The sequence below is a fragment of the Kitasatospora sp. NPDC054939 genome (assembly GCF_053610105.1).
Map to the genome: position 1 here is coordinate 16259 of NZ_JBSGXP010000101.1, position 16199 is coordinate 32457.

The following is a 16199-nucleotide window of genomic DNA, read 5'->3' on the forward strand; positions in this document are numbered from 1 at the left end:
GGCGATGTGGGCCCGGACTGCGCGGGCCCGGCTCGGACGCGCCGGGGGCGGCGCGGGCCGGACGGGGCCTACGGACAGGGCCTACGCGGCCCAGGCCTCGAACTCGTAGATGCGCGCGGCCTGGTCGCCGGTCTGGGTGGGCCGGGTGACCACCAGGCGCACGTACCGGGCGGTGGCGGTGACCGGGTGGGTGGTGGCGGCGGCGGTGTTGCCGGTGGCGGTGGCGACGGTGGTCCAGGCGTCGCCCGGCGCGGAGCGGACCTGGATGCTGAAGTCTCGGGTGTTCATGCTGCCGCTCTCGCCGCCGGACGCGGCGTGCTTGACCACGAACTTCGACAGCGCCCTGGCCGAACCGAGGTCCACCTCCAGCCACTTGTCGCCGGTCAGGGTGCACCACTTGTCGCCGTTGCCGCCGGAGACGCTGCCGTTGACGGCCTTGGCCGGGCCCTCGGATCCGTTGCACTGCCCGGAGGCGGTGGCCGGCCGGTTGAGCGCCAGGTTGCCGCCGGTCGGCGGGGTGCCGGTCCAGGGGACGGTGGCGGTCGCGGCGGCCGAGCGGCCGTACTCGGCGGAGACCGCCACGACCTCGATCGTGGCGCTGCCCTCGCTGCCCTCGCGGTCCAGGGCGGGAACGAAGTACGCGTCGTTCGGGGTGGCGCCGAGGAAGGTGCGGCCGCCGTCGGCGTTGCGCCGGTACAGCTCGTAGTGGTGGACGCCGCCGCCCGCCGAGCCGGTCCAGGACAGCCGCAGCGACTTGCGGGTGGCCGACACGTCGGTGGCGCCGAGCACGGTGAGGCCGCCCGGGGCCGCGGCGCTGTCCACCGCCCCGTCGTAGACGGCGAGTTGGCCCACCTTCACGTCGTACGCGGGGTTGCTGCCCTCGGCGCGCAGGCCGATCTGGGCGATGGTGCGCCCGGCGTGGGCGGACAGGTCGAGGGTGCGGCGCTCCCAGCCGGTGCCGGTGGTGGCGCCGAGGTCGAAGGTGGTGAAGGTGGTGGGGGCGTCGGTGAAGGAGACCGCGGCCTTGAGGCCGGTCGGCCCGGCGGCGGGGGTCTTGAGGACGACGGAGAGCCGGGTGTCCGCGGCCACCGGCAGCTTCGTCTGGTACAGCCGCACCGTGTTGGCGCTGTCCAGCCGGCCGGTGAGGCGCAACGAGGAGCCGCCCTCGTAGGCGTCGGTGAAGTCGATCGAGGGGGTGAGCTTCGTCCCGGTGGAGGAGACCAGCCAGCGGTAGGTGGGCGGCACGTCCTGGAGGGAGAGGTTGTTCCAGCCGCCGGTGGCGACCCGGGTGCCGGCCGCGTTGTGGAAGTCGCCCTGGCCGGTGGCGAAGTTGGTGACGAAGGGCTTGGCGGTGACCGGGGTGGACTCGGCGATGTAGTGGGCCAGGCCCTTCCAGGCGGAGCCGGTCGCGGTGTCGGAGGGGTCGTTGTTGGCGCCGACCCAGTAGCGGGCGTCCTTGGCGTGGAAGTCGGCGCGGTCGGTGGCGGACTTCCAGGTCCACTCGGGCCGGTAGATGCCGAGCGAGGTGGTGTGCGGCTGGTTGGGTGGGAAGAGCCCGTTCCAGGAGACCGAGGTGTTGTAGCCGCCGGCCTCGGTGTCGATGCCGGTGAACAGCTCGTACTCGCTGCGGCCGAGCGAACGGGCCAGGCTGCGCGAGGAGTTGAGTCCGGAGGCGGACCAGTTGAAGTTGAGGAACATCGAGTCGGAGGTGCGCGTGCCGGACTCCTGGAGGAAGGCGTCGTTGGCGCCGGTGAGGGCGTTCTGCCAACTGACCGGCCCGGCTTCGGTCATGGCGTCGTACCACATGAACTCGGTGTCGCTCCTGGCCTTGGTGTAGCGCATCAGGTTGCGCACCTCGGTGGCCAGTGCGGCGTCGCCGCCGGCGGTCTCCTGGTTGATGAACCACCCGTCGAAGCCGTAGTACTGGGCCACCTGGGCGAGCTTGTCGGCGACGGGGTAGCTGCTGCCGGACTTCTGCACGAAGTCGCGCACCCACTGGAACTGCCCGCCGTACGCGGTGGGCGGGAAGAAGACGGTGCCGTAGACCTTGACCCCGTTGCGGTGGGCGGTGTCGATCACGGTGGGGTTGGGCGCGAGGATCAGGCCCTCGCCGGCCGAACCGCCCCAGAACACCAGGGTGTCGACGTACTGCCAGTAGCCGAAGGCGTAGTAGTTCGGGTCGAGCGAGCCCTGCGAGGGGTTGCCGGAGGTCGGCCCGAAGGCGGCCAGCGAGGCGACCTTGCCCTCGCCGGCGCGGGCGTTGGGGTTGGCCTTCAGCGCCGGGTCGCTGCTGCGCGGCTGGAGCGGGACGCGGGAGCGGTTGAAGCGGGCGTCCGGGTCGGTCGCCGGGTCCCAGTTCACGATGGTGGAGGGGTACCAGTAGGAGGCGTACGGCTGGTTGCCGGTCGCTGCCGGGGCCGGTGCCGGGGCGGCGGGCCGGGCCTCGGCGGGGGCGGCGCCCAGCACGGCGGCGCCCAGGGCCGCGGAGAGCAGGAGCGCGAGGTGTCGTGACATGCGGTGGCTCCGATCGAACGGAGAAGGGGGTGGGCCCCGCCCCGGAGGGCCCGGGGCGGCGGCGCGTACATGCGGACGTACGGGGGTGCCGGCGCGGGCGGGCTGCCGGGGCGGAGCGCGGCGCGCCGGGACCGACCCCTTCGGCCCAGCGAGGCTAAACCGCTTAAGAAGTGCTGTCAACGGTGGGCGGCGAGGTGCTCTCCCGGACGGTCAGCCTGGGGGTGGGCATCTGCAGGTCGCGGCCTGCCTCCCCGTCGATCACCGCGAGCAGGCTGCGCGCCACCTGCTCGCCGAGCGCGAAGGTGTCGCGGCTCAGTGCGGTCAGCGGCGGGTGCACGATCCGGGCCAGCACCGAGTCGTCGAACGAGACGATCGACAGCTCCTCGGGTACCCGGACCCCCATCTCCCCGGCCACCCCTAGCCCGGCCACCGCCATCACGTCGCTGTCGTAGATCAGCGCGGTGGGCCGGCGGGGCCGGGAGAGCAGGGTGCGGGTGGCGGCGGCGCCCTCGGCGTCGCTGAAGTCGGTGGGCACCGAGAGCGCGTCCTCCAGCCCGAGCCGGCGGGAGGCGTCGCGCAGGGCGCGGATCCGGCGCTGGGTGTGCTGGAAGTGCGGCAGGCCCGCCAGGTGGGCGATCCGGCGGTGGCCGATCGCGGCGAGGTAGTCGACGATCGAGAGCATCGCCTCGCGGTCGTCCGCCCAGATCCGCATCGGCCCGGCGCCCCGGCCGGGGCCGCCGAGCACCACGACGGGCAGGCCCAGCTCGGCCAGGACGGCCGGGCGGGGGTCGCGGACCTGCAGGTCGACCACGATGAAGGCGTCCACCCGGTGCTCGGAGGCCCACCGCCGGTAGACCCCGATCTCGGCGGCGGTGTCCTCGACCACCATCAGGTGCAGCGCGACCGAGCCGGCCGAGAGCACCGCCTGCAGCCCGGACAGCAGTTGGCTGAAGAAGGGCTCGACGCCGATGGTCCGGGCGGGGCGGGCGATCACCAGGCCGACCGCGTCGGCCCGGGCGCCGCCGAGGGCCCGGGCGGCGCTGTGCGGGCGCCAGTTCATCTCCTCGGCGATCCGCAGGATCCGCTCCCGGGTGGCCTCGCTGACGCCTGGCCGCCCGTTCAGCGCGAAGGAGACCGCGCCCTTGGAGACCCCGGCCTCCCGGGCGATGTCGGCGATGGTCGGTCTGCCCACGGATTCCGACTCCCCTCTCTTGACAGTCGAGTTTAGGCGGGAGCATAGTCCCTGGAACAGCTAGACCGGTTTAGTTGGACAGGTTCCGGAATCAGGCACAATCCCCCACCCACCCGACGCTCCGGGAGACACCGCCATGCGAAGAATCTGGGCAGCCCTGACGACCGCCGCGGTCGCCGCCACCGCGCTCACCGGCTGCGGCCTCGGCTCCGACACCCCGAACGGCGACAGTGCGGCGAGCGCGGCGGCCACCGGCGAGGTCAAGGGCAAGGTCTCGATCCAGACCTGGGCGCTGAAGCCCAAGTTCACCGACTACATGCAGGGCGTCATCACCGGCTTCCAGCAGAAGTACCCGGGCGTGCAGGTCGAATGGCTCGACCAGCCGGGCGACGGCTACGCCGACAAGGTCCTCAGCCAGGCCGCCGCCGGCACCCTCCCCGACGTGGTCAACCTGCCGCCGGACTTCGCCCTGCCGCTCGCCAAGCAGGACCTGCTGCTGGACGTCGCCAAGGCCGACCCGAAACTCGCCTCCGAATACGTCCCCGGCGGCCTCGACGCCTACCGCTTCGCCGGCCGCGAGGGCACCTACGGCTATCCGTGGTACCTCAACACCGATGTGAACTACTGGAACTCGGAACTGATGGCGAAGTACGGCCTGGATCCGAAGAAACTCCCCACCACCCTGGACGAACTCATCGCCCAGGCCCGGGTGATGAAGGAGAGGTCCGGCGGCTCCACCTACCTGATGAGCCGCAAGCCCGGACTCGGCGACTTCGCCAACGCCGGGGTGCGGATCATGGCCGAGGACGGCAAGTCCTTCACCTTCAACACCCCCGAGGCCGCCGCACTGCTCGACACCTACCGCGCCGCCTTCAAGGAGGGCCTGCTCCCGCAGGACGTCCTGACCGACAAGTACGCCGGGAACTCCAAGCTGTTCGCCTCCGGCACCGCCGCCTGGACCACCGGCGGCGCCAACCACATCGGCGGCATCGCCACCGACAACCCGACCCTCGCGCCCAAGGTCGTGCCGTCCGCCGCGATGGGCACCCCGCCGCTGTACGTCCAGGGCCTGTCCGTCCCCCGCGGCACCAAGAACCCGGCCGCCGCGGTCGCCCTCGCCCGCTGGGTGACCAGCGCCGAGAACCAGGCCCGGTTCGCCCACCTCACCAGCGTCTTCCCGTCCACCAGGGCCTCCGCCGACGACGCCTTCTTCAGCCGCAGCGACGGCACCAACGCCGGCGACGCCAAGGTCATCGCGTTCACCTCGCTCGCCAAGGCGCGGATGCTCCAGCCCGTCCAGGTGGACGACGCGATGAGCAGCATCATCAACCAGCAGATCGCCCTCGCCATCAGCGGCGGCGCGAGCTCCAAGGAAGCCCTGGACACCGCGGTCGCCCGCTGCAACCAGCTGCTCAAGGGCTGACACCAGGGAGGCAACGGCATGACCCACCGGCGCTGGTTCACCCCCTGGCTGCTCGCCGCCCCCGCGATCGTCTGGCTGGCGGTCTTCAACCTCTGGCCCACCCTGAACACGGTCGTGCTGTCCTTCACCGACGCCAAACCGCTCGGCGGCGGGCGGTTCACCGGTCTCGACAACTACCAACGGGCGCTGGAAGACGAGCAGTTGGCCGACGCCCTGGTCAACAGCATCGTCTACCTGCTGATCTGCCTGCCGCTGCTGACCGTGCTGCCGCTGCTGCTCGCCCTGCTGGTGGAGCGCAAACTGCCCGGCATCACCTTCTTCCGCACCGCCTTCTACACCCCGGTCATCGCCTCCGCCGTCGTCGTCGCCCTGATCTGGGGCTGGGTGCTCGACGACCGCGGCCTGGTCAACGGGCTGCTCCAGCAGACCGGCGCCGCCGACGGGCCGGTGCCCTTCCTCACCGACCGCTGGCTGCTGCTGCTCAGCGCGATCGCCCTGACCACCTGGAAGGGCCTCGGCTACTACATGGTCATCTACCTCTCCGCGCTCGCCAACGTCGGCCGTGAACTGCACGAGGCCGCCGCCGTGGACGGGGCGAGCGCCGTCCGCCGCTTCTGGCACGTCACCCTGCCCGGGGTGCGGCCGACCATGGTGCTGGTCTCCGTCCTCATCTCGGTGTCGGCGCTGCGGATCTTCTCCGAGCTGTACATCCTCTCCGACGGCACCGGCGGCCCCGGCGGGCGCGACATGTCGGTGGTGATGCTGATCCAGATGTACAGCCGGGGCTTCACCGGCCACCTGGGCTACGCCTCCGCGCTCAGCCTGCTGCTGTTCTTCATCACCCTCGGCCCGCTGCTCTTCCTGCTGCGCCTCAACCGGAAGGGGGACTGACCCCGTGACCCGACCCGCCCGGGGCTTCAACACCCCCTCCCCCGCCGGCACCGCGCTGCGCTACCTGCTGCTGGCCGCCGTCCTGCTGCTGGTCATCGGCCCGTTCCTGTGGCAGCTGTCGACCTCCCTCAAGGGCCCCACCGAGGACATCTACACCCGCAGCCCGAGCTTCCTGCCCGAACACCCGACCCTGGACAACTACGCCCGGGTCGCCGACACCATCCCGGTCTGGACGTACGCCGCCAACTCGCTGGTCGTCGCGGCGATCGCGGTGTTCGGCAACGCCTTCGGCGCCACCCTGGCCGGCTTCGCGCTCGCCCGGCTGCGCTTCCGCGGCGTGCGCCTGCTGTTCGGCGCGTTCCTGGCCACCCTGGTGCTGCCCGGCGAGGTCACCATCGTCTCCCAGTACGTCACCGTGCGCAGCATGGGGCTGGCCGACTCGCTGCCCGGGGTCGCCCTGCCGGGCGCGATCGCCATGCTGAACGTGCTGCTGATGCGCACGGCCTTCGCGGCGGTCCCGCCGGAACTGGACCAGGCCGCGCTGGTGGACGGCGCCACGGTCTGGCAGCGGCTGATCCACGTGGGGCTGCCCAATGTGCGGGGCATGCTCAGCGTGGTGGTGATCTTCACCTTCATCGGCGCCTGGGACGACTTCCTCTGGCCGCTGATCGTGCTGACCGACCCGGAGAAGTACACGCTCACGGTCGGACTCCAGTACCTCAACGGCACGTTCACCTCCAACCCGCGGCTGATCGCGGCCGGCACGATGATCGCCTTCCTGCCGATCGTCGTGGTGTTCGCGCTCTGCCAGCGCTTCTTCTTCAAGGGCGTCGAGGAGGGAGCCGTCAAGGGATAGGGGACAGCAGCACCGCCGGCCCGATCCGCCCCTCCGAGGAACCCCCGAGGAAGCCACCGCGCATGACCGCCGACCGACCTGCCGCCCGCACCGACCAAACCGCCGACCTGCCCGACCACGCCGCCGACCGCACGACCGGCCGCGGGCCCGCCCCCGAACCCGCGGCCGCGCCGCGCTTCGGCGTCAACTACACGCCCAGCCGGGGCTGGTTCCACCACTGGCTGGACTTCGACCTCGACGCCGTCCGCGCCGACCTCGACTCGATCGCCGCCCTCGGCCTGGACCACCTGCGGGTCTTCCCGCTCTGGCCGGTGTTCCAGCCCAACCGCACCCTGATCCGCCCGCAGGCCGTCGACCAGCTGCTCCGGCTGGTGGACGCGGCCGGCGAGCGCGGCCTCGACGTCGCGGTGGACGGCCTGCAGGGCCACCTCTCCAGCTTCGACTTCCGGCCCGCGTGGACGGTCACCTGGCACCGCCGCAACCTCTTCACCGACCCCGAGGTCCTCGACGGGCAGAGCGCCTACCTGCGCACCCTGGCCGGGGCGCTGCACGGACGGCCCAACTTCCTGGGCATGACGGTCGGCAACGAGGTCAACCAGTTCTCCGGCGACCCGCACCCCGACCCCGACCGGGTGACCACCGCCGGGGCCGCCGCCTGGCTGCGCCGGATGCTCGCCGCCTGCGAGGAGGGCGCCCCCGGCCGGCTCCACCTGCACGCCTCCTACGACGCCGCCCACTACCTGGACGACCACCCGTTCACGCCCTGGCACTCGGCCCGGATCGGCGCCGCGACGGCCGTGCACTCGTGGGTGTTCAACGGCACCGCCCAGCGCTACGGCGCCCGCTCCACCGCCACCGCGCAGCACGCCGCGTACCTCGTTGAGCTCTCCAAGGCGTGGGCCGCCGACCCGCACCGCCCGGTGTGGCTGCAGGAGGTCGGCGCCCCGGCCCCGCACATCGGCCCCGCGGACGCCGCCCGCTTCACCGCCGAGACCGTCGCGGCCGTGCTGGACTGCCCGGACCTGTGGGGCGTCACCTGGTGGTGCTCGCACGACGTCGACCGCTCGCTGGCGGACTTCCCCGAGCTGGAGTACAGCCTCGGCCTGCTCACCAACGACCGCCGGGTCAAGCCGGCCGGCGCCCGGCTGGCCGCCGCCGCGGCCGGGCTGCGCGCGGGCTGGACGCCGCCCCCGCCGCGCACCACCGCCCTGGTGGTGGAGACCGGCGGGGAGGTCGACGCCCCCAAGCGCTCGGTCTGCGCGCCCGGCGGCCCGGTGTTCGAGGCGTTCATGCGCCTCGCCGGGGACGGCGCCCGGCCGACCGCGGTGCTCGCCGAGCTGGCCGACGACCCGGCCCACCTCGCCGCCCGCGGCATCACCGAGGTCGTCCGCTGCGACGACGTACGCTGACGCCGACCGACCTTCGTCCGCGTACCACCCCGTGCCACCCCTCAGCCCCGCACCAGTCACGCAACGGAGCCCGCCGCCATGCACGATGACCGCACCCTGGTCGAAGCCCGCCTCAAGCGCGTCCTGGAGGAGCGGATCCTCCCCGCCCTCTATCCGGAGTCCGTCCCGCTGGAGGTCGGCATCTGGACGGCACCGGACGAACCCGTCCCGGTGGCCGAGGGGTTGGCCGCGCCGCGCACGCCGATCGCGGTCGGCGACGCCTGGGGCGCGCCCTGGGGCACCAGTTGGCTGACGGTCAGCGGCACGGTGCCCGAGGCGTGGGCCGGTCGCACCGTCGAGGCGCTGATCGACCTGGGCTTCGACGCCAACATGCCGGGCTTCCAGTGCGAGGGCCTGGTCTACCGGCCGGACGGCAGCCCGGTGAAGGGGCTCAACCCGCGCAACCAGTGGGTGCGGATCGCCGCCCCCGCGGCGGGCGGGGAGCAGGTGCTGCTGCACGTCGAGGCCGCCGCCAACCCGGTGATCCTGGACTACCACCCCTTCCTGCCCACCGAATTGGGCGACCGGGAGACCGCCGGCGACAAGCCGCAGTACCGGCTGGCCCGGATGGACCTCGCGGTGTTCGACGAGACCGTCTGGGAGCTGGTGCTCGACCTGGAGGTGCTCGGCGAGCTGATGGCCGAACTGCCGGTCGACGGCACCCGCCGCTGGGAGATCCTGCGTGCCGTCGAACGGGCCCTGGACGCGGTCGACCTCCAGGACGTCAACGGCACCGCCGCCGCGGCCCGTTCGGAGCTGACCGGGGTGCTCTCCTCCCCCGCCGTGCCGTCCGCGCACCGGATCAGCGCGGTCGGCCACGCCCACATCGACTCGGCGTGGCTCTGGCCGCTGCGCGAGACCGTCCGCAAGGTCGCCCGGACCACCGCCAACATGACCGCCCTGCTGGAGGACGAGCCGGACTTCGTCTACACGATGTCCCAGGCGCAGCAGTACGCCTGGATCAAGGAGCACCGGCCCGAGGTGTACGCGCGGGTCAAGAAGGCGGTCGCCGAGGGGCGGTTCGTCCCGGCCGGCGGGATGTGGGTGGAGTCGGACACCAACATGCCGTCCGCGGAGGCGATGGCCCGCCAGTTCGTCCACGGGAAGCGGTTCTTCCTGGAGGAGTTCGGGGTCGAGAACCAGGAGGCGTGGCTGCCGGACACCTTCGGCTTCACCGGCGGGCTGCCGCAGATCATCCGCAACGCCGGCTCCCGGTGGCTGCTGACCCAGAAGATCTCGTGGAGCCAGGTCAACAGGTTCCCGCACCACACCTTCCTGTGGGAGGGCATCGACGGCACCCGGATCTTCACCCACTTCCCGCCGGTGGACACCTACAACTGCTCGATGCAGGGTCGTGAACTCGCCCACGCCGAGCGCAACTTCAAGGACAAGGGAGCGGCCCGGCACTCGATCGCGCCGACCGGCTGGGGCGACGGCGGCGGCGGCACCACCCGCGAGATGGTCGGCAAGGCGGCCCGGCTGCGGAACCTGGAGGGCTCGCCGACCGTGGTGTGGGAGCGGCCGGCCGCGTTCTTCGCGAAGGCCGAGGCGGAGTACGCCTCCCCGCCGGTCTGGACGGGCGAGCTGTACCTGGAGCTGCACCGGGCGACCCTGACCAGCCAGGCCCGCACCAAGCAGGGCAACCGGCGCAGCGAGAACCTGCTCCGCGAGGCCGAACTCTGGTGCGCCACCGCGACCTTGCGCACGGGCGCGGAGTACCCGTACGCGGAGCTGGACCGGATCTGGAAGACGGTGCTGCTGCACCAGTTCCACGACATCCTGCCCGGCTCCTCGATCGCCTGGGTGCACCGGGAGGCCGAGGCCACCTACCGGCGGATCGCGGCGGAGCTGGAGGAGCTGATCGGGGCCGCCCAGCGCGCCCTGGCCGGGGCGCCGTCGGGCGGGCGGGAGCTGGTCTTCAACGGGGCGCCGCACGGCCGTTCGGCGGTCCCCGCGGGCGGGGCGGCCGCACCGGCCGCGGTCGACGGCGGCTGCACGGCGCAGCCGCGGGACGGCGGCTTCGTCCTGGACAACGGGCTGCTGCGGGTCGTGGTGGACGCCGACGGGCTGGTCGTCTCGGTGCTGCACCTGGCCGACGGGCGCGAGACGCTGGCGCCGGGCGGCCGGGCCAACCTGCTCCAACTGCACCCCGACTTCCCCAACATGTGGGACGCCTGGGACGTCGACCAGTTCTACCGCAACACCGTCACCGACCTGACGGCCGCCGACACGGTGGAGCTGGTCGCCGACGGCCGGGAGGCCGTCGCGGTGCGGGTGGCCCGGTCGTTCGGCTCCTCCACGGTCGTCCAGACGCTGACGCTGCGGGCGGGCGCCCGGCGGCTCGACCTGGACACCGAGGTCGACTGGCACGAGACCGAGAAGTTCCTGAAGGCGGCCTTCCCGCTGGACCTGCACACCGACCGGTACGCCGCCGAGACCCAGTTCGGGCACCAGTTCCGTCCCACCCACACCAACACCAGCTGGGAGGCGGCCAAGTTCGAGGCGTGCAACCACCGCTTCGTCCACCTCGCCGAACCCGGCTGGGGCGTCGCCCTGGTCACCGCGTCCACGTACGGGCACGACGTGACCCGGACGGTCCGGGACTGCGACGGCGGCACCACCACGACCGTCCGGTTCTCGCTGCTGCGCGCCCCGCGCTTCCCCGACCCGCAGACCGACCAGGGGCTGCACCGGTTCCGGCATGCGCTGGTGCCCGGCGCCGGGATCGGCGACGCGGTCCGCGAGGGCCACCTGATCAACCTGCCGGAGCGCCGGGTCACCGGCAGCGCCGAGGCGGTCGAGCCGCTGGTCGCGTCGGACCACGACGCGATCGTGGTCAGCGCCGTCAAGCTGGCGGACGACGGCAGCGGCGATCTGGTGGTCCGGGTGTACGAGGCGCACGGCGGCCGGGCCGCGGGCCGGCTCGCCGTGTCGTTCCCGGTCGCCGGGGCGGTGCCCTGCGACCTGCTGGAGCGGCCGTGGGACGGCACCCGCGGCCGGGTGGCCCTGGCGCAGGACGGCGCGGTCGAGCTGGAGCTGCGGCCGTTCGAGCTGGTCACCCTGCGGCTGCGGGCGGCCTGACCGCGGCCCGACGGCGACGGCCCGGCCCGGACCCCGGCGGGTGGGCCCGGGCCCGGGCCGCACCGGACGCCGCGGCTCGCGGGTGCGCCTTGTGGACGGCGGCCCGGTTCGGCAGGATCCCCGGGGCAGCCGCCACCACCCCGGACGGCGCCCCCGGCACCGTCCGGCGGGACCGCCCGCCAACGTACGGAGAACCCGTGACCGTCCTGACCGCCGCCCTCGACATCGGCGGCACCAAGATCGCCGGTGCGCTCGTCGACGGGGCCGGCGCGCTGCACCGGCGCCACCAGCTGGACACGCCCGCCCGGGAGCCCGCCGAGGCCGTCCTCGCCACCGTGCACCGGGTGCTCGACCACCTCGCCGCCGACCCGCGCTGGGCGCAGGTCACCGCGGTGGGCGTCGGCAGCGCCGGACCGGTGGACGCCGCCGAGGGCACGGTCAGCCCGGTCAACATCCCCGGCTGGCGGCGCTTCCCGCTGGTCGCCGCCGTCGCCGCGCACCCCGCCGTGTCCGCCGGGGCACTGCCGGTGGTGCTCGGCGGCGACGGGGTGGCGATGGCCGCCGCGGAGCACCGGCACGGGGCCGCCCGGGGCGCGGACAACGCGCTCTGCCTGGTCGTCTCCACCGGCGTCGGCGCCGGACTGGTCCTGGACGGCGCCGTCCGGCCCGGCCCCAGCGGCAACGCCGGCCACCTCGGGCACATCACGGTCGACCTCGACGGCGAGCCGTGTCCGTGCGGCTCCCGCGGCTGTCTGGAGGGCATCGCCAGCGGCACCGCGATCGCCCGCCGCGCACGGGCGGCCGGCTGGCGCCCGAGCGGCACCGACGGCTCCGCCCGGGCGGTCGCCGACTCCGCCCGGGCCGGCGACCCGGTCGCGCTGGCCTCCTTCGACCGGGCCGCCCAGGCGCTGGCCGCCGGGATCGCCGCCACGGCGGCGCTGGTCGACCTGCAGCGGGTGGTGGTCGGCGGGGGCGTCGCGCAGACCGGCGAGCTGCTGTTCGGCCCGCTGGCCCGGCACCTCGACCGCTACGCCGCGCTGCCCTACGTCCGCGGACTGGACGTCCGGCGCGCCGAGCTCGGGCCGGACGCCGGCCTGGTCGGCGCCGCCGCACTCGCCGTGGAGCGCGTCTGACGGCTCCCGCCCCGGGGCCCAGCGGCGGACGCGGCAACCGGCGGGTGCCGACGGACGTGCCAGCAGGCGGGTGCCGACCGACCCGGCACCGGGCCGGTACCGGCGGACGCGGCGGTGGGCGGGGAGGCGGACGCCGGTCCGCACGGCATCGTCCGCCTCCCCGCCCACCTGTGACACCCGGGGGCATCCCGAACCCCGGGGATCCAGCGGTGTGGCGCGACCCCACCCCGCAGGAGCCGCGGCACACGTTCGAGGGGCCGGACTCAGACCCGCTGCCAGAGCGCGGGCACGGCCGACGGCTCCCAGCCCGGCTGGGCCTGGTGGCCCTGCAGGCAGCGGTAGGTGGCGCCGTTCCAGGTGACGGTGGCACCGGCCTGGTAGACAGTGCCGGCCTTCCAGGTGCCCTCACCCGGGCCCGGACCGGGGCCGGGGCCGGGGCCCGCGTCGCCGGTCTTCAGGGTCAGGCCGTAGCCCTGCAGGATCGGGTTCAGCGGCTGGAAGTACGTCGTCCCGCCGCTGGAGCAGGTCCCGCTGCCGCCCGAGGTGACGCCCTGCGCCTGGCTGCCGGAGATGTACGAGCCGCCGGAGTCGCCCGGCTCCGCGCACACCGTCGTCCGGGTCACCCCGGAGACCGTGCCCTCCTGGTAGGTGACGCTGGTGTTGTGCTGCTGGACGGTCCCGCAGTGCCAGCCGGTCGTCGAGCCGGAACGGCAGACCGAGGAGCCGACCGGCTGCAGCACCGACCCGGCCACCTGGACGTTCGCGCCGCCGGAGCCCTTCACGTACGGGGTGGCCGTCCAGTTGGCGTTGGTCGCCACCCAGGCCATGTCGCTGCCGGGGAACTGCGAGGCCTGGAAGGAGCCCTGCGCCACCTGGTTGAAGCCGGTGGTCGTGGTGCCCGGCCGCCCGCAGTGCCCGGCCGTGGCGAAGCCCTGCGTGGTGCCGCGGGTGACGGCGAAGCCCACCGAGCAGCGCCCGCTGCCGTTCATGTAGTACGCGTCGCCGCCGCGGATGTCGTGGAGCGGGCGCGGGGCCTCGGTCACCGTGACGACCTTCACCAGGGCCCGGTCGACCCCGGCCGCGGCCGCCAGGCGTTCCGCTGCGGCCGCTGAAGTGGCCTCCACGGTCAGCGCGTTGGTGCGCACGTCGACGTACCAGACGGGCGAGCCGGTCGGCGGGCTCGCGGCGGCCGCGCGGTCCAGCGCCGCCTTGGCGGTGTCCAGCGCGGACAGCGCGTGCGGGACGACCGCGGCCCGCGCACCGGCCGCACGGATCGCCGCGGCCTCACCGGCCCGGGTGGTGGCCACGGTCAGGGTGCCGGAGTCGGCGCCGTCGACCCAGGCGCCGGCGAAGCCCGCCAGCCGCTGCTGCAGGCCGGCCGCCCGGGCACCGGCCTCGGCCTCGTTCACCAGCCGCGCCCTGGCCTGCCCGGCCGTCAGGCCGAGGTCGCGCTGCATCGCGGCGAGCACCTCGGGCACGGTGGCGTCGACGGCGAGGGTCGCGGCGGCCGACGTGGGGGTGTCGGCCCGGTCCGCGGCGGGCGCGGCAGCCGCGCCCGCTCCCTGAACTGTCGTCAACAACAGCCCGGCTGCCGCCAGGGCGGTACACGCCGCACGGGCGTGACGTCGGAGCATGGGGGAGGTCTCCTCGGATTTCGGTGTGGGGGTTGCCGAAACCGTAAGGACCCCCCGCCCCCCGCACCAGATGCCAACTTCCCCCTACCACGGCGTTATGACCCGCCCTGAGTACCCGTACTCACCCCCGCCCGAGTACCCGGCCGCTGTCCGCGCCCCCGACTCCCCCGCCATGCTGGCCACTTGAGCCCGGTGCACCGCGCCCGACGCCGGTGCGGCAGGAGGGCCGGTCCGCGCGGCGGTGCGGACCGGCCCCCCTGTCGTACCGGGCCGGGCGTGTCCTGTACTTCCCTGGGTCCTAGGCGAACGCGGCCGGGCGGCCGAGGGCGACCAGGCGGTGGTCCTTGGTGCCGATGTAGATGCGGCCCTTGTCGGTGGCGGGGACGGAGAACTTGCTGACCGTGCCGATCGGGAAGGAGCGCCGCAGCTTGAGCGTGCCGTCGACCGGGACGGCGTCGTAGGCGCGCAGTTCGCCGCCCTCGCCGTACTTGCCGGTGCCGGTCCAGATCACCCAGACCAGGGCGGAGCCGGAGCGGGTGCCGTCGGAGGTGACGACGGGCGAGCCGGACATCTTCAGGTAGTCCTCGGCGCTGGTGCCCGCGCTGGTGAGGACCGGGTCGCCGGCGCCGTTCACGGAGTACTTGAGGGCGCGCAGCTTGCCGTAGTTCTCGACGGTGTAGACGTAGCCGCCGTCGCCGCCCCAGACCCCGGGGTGGCCCCAGACGCCGCCGTACGGGCCGGTCATACCGACGACCTTGTCGGTGCCGCCGGGGCCCTGCCCCATGCCGCCGAGGTCGTCGCGGTCGAGCAGGAAGATCCGGCCGTCCTTGCCGACCTGGACGAGCAGCCGCGGGTGGGAGGGCGTGCCGAAGATCGAGGACGGCAGGGCGACCGGGCCGCCGGAGCCGAGGTCGGTGTCCCGCTGGTCGAGGGTGGCGTTGTTGGCGGGGCTGAAGAAGTCCTTGGGCGTGAAGGTGCCGTCGCCGTTGACGGCGAACCGGATGACGGATTCACCGAGCCCGCCGGGCGGTTTGTTGCCCGGCCCGCGGGCGGGTGAGGCGCCGGCGCCCTGGCCGTTGGCGGTGGTGAGGATGATCCGGCCGGGGCCGTCGGAGACGAGGCCGCTGCCGGCCATCCAGATGCTGGCCCGCTGGGTGTCGGAGTTCGCGACGGTGGACCACAGGGTGAGCTTGCGGGTCTTGAGGTCGAGTCCGGCGAGGGTGCCGATGTAGTCGCCGATGCCGCAGAGCGAGCCGAAGCCGAAGTAGATCGCGCCGTCGAGCAGCAGCAGTCCGGGGCGCTGGAGGGAGCGGTAGGCGTTGAAGGGCTTGCCGGGGGCGTTGACGGGATCACCCTGGACGGTGACCGGCCAGCCGCTGCGTTCGGCGCCGGTCTGCGCGTCGACGGCGTGGACGTAGTGGTGCGGGTGCTTGTCGTCGGGGCCGTCGTCGACCTTGCTGGTGAGGTAGACGGTGCCGGTGGACGCGTCGTACACGGGGGTGGAGGTGGTGCCGACGTTGGGGCCGGGGTCGGAGCAGCCGATGGCGGCGGAGGCCCAGGCGGGGCCCATCTCGCGGTGCCACTTCACGGCGCCGGTCCGCGCGTCGATGCCGTAGACGTGGTTGGTCTCGGTGGCGACGACCACGGTCGACCCGATGACCAGGGGTTGGGCGAAGACCTGGCCGTTGAGCGGGGTGGTGAAGCGGATGCCGAAGTCGGATCGGCCGACCTCGGCCGGGGAGAGCAGGGGTTCGTCCCGGTCCCAGCCGGTGCGTTCGGTGGTGACGGAGATCGTCGTGGTGTCGGCCCGGGCGGCGCCGGCCGCGGGGGCGAGCAGGGCGAGGCCGGCGAGGAGGGCGGCGGCGCGTCTGTGCGGCCGGCTGCGGTGTTCTGATCCACTCATGCCGACATGGTTCGGCCGCGTCCGGGCGCCCACCAGTGAAGTGGTCCAGTCGGCCTACGGCCGGTCCGGCCGCCGGACGGCGCCCGAGCACCGCCCCCCCGGCCCGGGACACCCGCTGGCCCGG

At 73.8% G+C, this 16199-nt stretch carries 10 protein-coding genes; 6 read left to right on the forward strand and 4 right to left on the reverse strand.

The annotated features are described in order from the left end of the window. Positions 1-81: 81 nt before the first annotated feature. Together ACWGB8_RS25720 and ACWGB8_RS25725 are read right to left on the reverse strand one after the other, a co-directional pair. Positions 82-2514 carry an endo-beta-N-acetylglucosaminidase gene (locus ACWGB8_RS25720; RefSeq protein WP_452215959.1) on the reverse strand — a complete coding sequence of 811 codons (2433 nt, stop codon included), beginning with the start codon at positions 2512-2514 and terminating at the stop codon, positions 82-84. Between the two features lie 163 nt (positions 2515-2677). Continuing rightward, complete coding sequence (locus tag ACWGB8_RS25725) at positions 2678-3706, reverse strand: LacI family DNA-binding transcriptional regulator (RefSeq protein ID WP_452215960.1); 1029 nt, start codon at positions 3704-3706, stop codon at positions 2678-2680. 136 nt (positions 3707-3842) lie between these two features. Here ACWGB8_RS25725 and ACWGB8_RS25730 point away from each other — a divergent pair, with 136 nt between their 5' ends. From ACWGB8_RS25730 to ACWGB8_RS25755, 6 genes are all read left to right on the forward strand, one after another. Then, on the forward strand, positions 3843-5129 hold the full coding sequence (locus ACWGB8_RS25730; RefSeq protein WP_452215961.1) for an ABC transporter substrate-binding protein: 1287 nt from the start codon (positions 3843-3845) through the stop codon (positions 5127-5129). An 18-nt stretch (positions 5130-5147) separates the two neighbouring features. After that, positions 5148-6020, forward strand: a complete 873-nt coding sequence (locus tag ACWGB8_RS25735) for a carbohydrate ABC transporter permease (RefSeq protein WP_452215962.1) — start codon at positions 5148-5150, stop codon at positions 6018-6020. Positions 6021-6024: 4 nt separating this feature from the next. Further along, on the forward strand, positions 6025-6876 hold the full coding sequence (locus ACWGB8_RS25740) for a carbohydrate ABC transporter permease (protein WP_452215963.1): 852 nt from the start codon (positions 6025-6027) through the stop codon (positions 6874-6876). Positions 6877-6938: 62 nt separating this feature from the next. Further along, positions 6939-8285, forward strand: a complete 1347-nt coding sequence (locus ACWGB8_RS25745; protein ID WP_452215964.1) for a glycoside hydrolase 5 family protein — start codon at positions 6939-6941, stop codon at positions 8283-8285. 78 nt (positions 8286-8363) lie between these two features. After that, on the forward strand, positions 8364-11405 hold the full coding sequence (locus ACWGB8_RS25750; RefSeq protein WP_452215965.1) for an alpha-mannosidase: 3042 nt from the start codon (positions 8364-8366) through the stop codon (positions 11403-11405). Between the two features lie 197 nt (positions 11406-11602). Then, entirely contained in the window at positions 11603-12538 is a 936-nt protein-coding gene (locus tag ACWGB8_RS25755) for an ROK family protein (protein ID WP_452215966.1), read from the forward strand. Positions 12539-12801: 263 nt separating this feature from the next. Here the strand turns inward: ACWGB8_RS25755 and ACWGB8_RS25760 are convergent, their stop codons facing one another. After that, positions 12802-14172, reverse strand: a complete 1371-nt coding sequence (locus ACWGB8_RS25760) for a carbohydrate-binding protein (RefSeq protein WP_452215967.1) — start codon at positions 14170-14172, stop codon at positions 12802-12804. A gap of 298 nt (positions 14173-14470) precedes the next feature. Next, positions 14471-16075 (reverse strand): outer membrane protein assembly factor BamB family protein, encoded by a 1605-nt coding sequence (locus ACWGB8_RS25765; RefSeq protein ID WP_452215968.1) that lies wholly within the window; start codon positions 16073-16075, stop codon positions 14471-14473. Between the last annotated feature and the right edge of the window lie 124 nt (positions 16076-16199).

Excerpts from the sequence above, each read along its gene's own strand:
- ACWGB8_RS25720 (WP_452215959.1), bottom strand. The coding sequence starts at position 2,514 with ATGTCACGACACCTCGCGCTCCTGCTCTCCGCGGCCCTGGGCGCCGCC.
- ACWGB8_RS25730 (WP_452215961.1), top strand. The coding sequence starts at position 3,843 with ATGCGAAGAATCTGGGCAGCCCTGACGACCGCCGCGGTCGCCGCCACC.
- ACWGB8_RS25735 (WP_452215962.1), top strand. The coding sequence starts at position 5,148 with ATGACCCACCGGCGCTGGTTCACCCCCTGGCTGCTCGCCGCCCCCGCG.
- ACWGB8_RS25745 (WP_452215964.1), top strand. The coding sequence starts at position 6,939 with ATGACCGCCGACCGACCTGCCGCCCGCACCGACCAAACCGCCGACCTG.
- ACWGB8_RS25750 (WP_452215965.1), top strand. The coding sequence starts at position 8,364 with ATGCACGATGACCGCACCCTGGTCGAAGCCCGCCTCAAGCGCGTCCTG.
- ACWGB8_RS25760 (WP_452215967.1), bottom strand. The coding sequence starts at position 14,172 with ATGCTCCGACGTCACGCCCGTGCGGCGTGTACCGCCCTGGCGGCAGCC.
- ACWGB8_RS25765 (WP_452215968.1), bottom strand. The coding sequence starts at position 16,075 with ATGAGTGGATCAGAACACCGCAGCCGGCCGCACAGACGCGCCGCCGCC.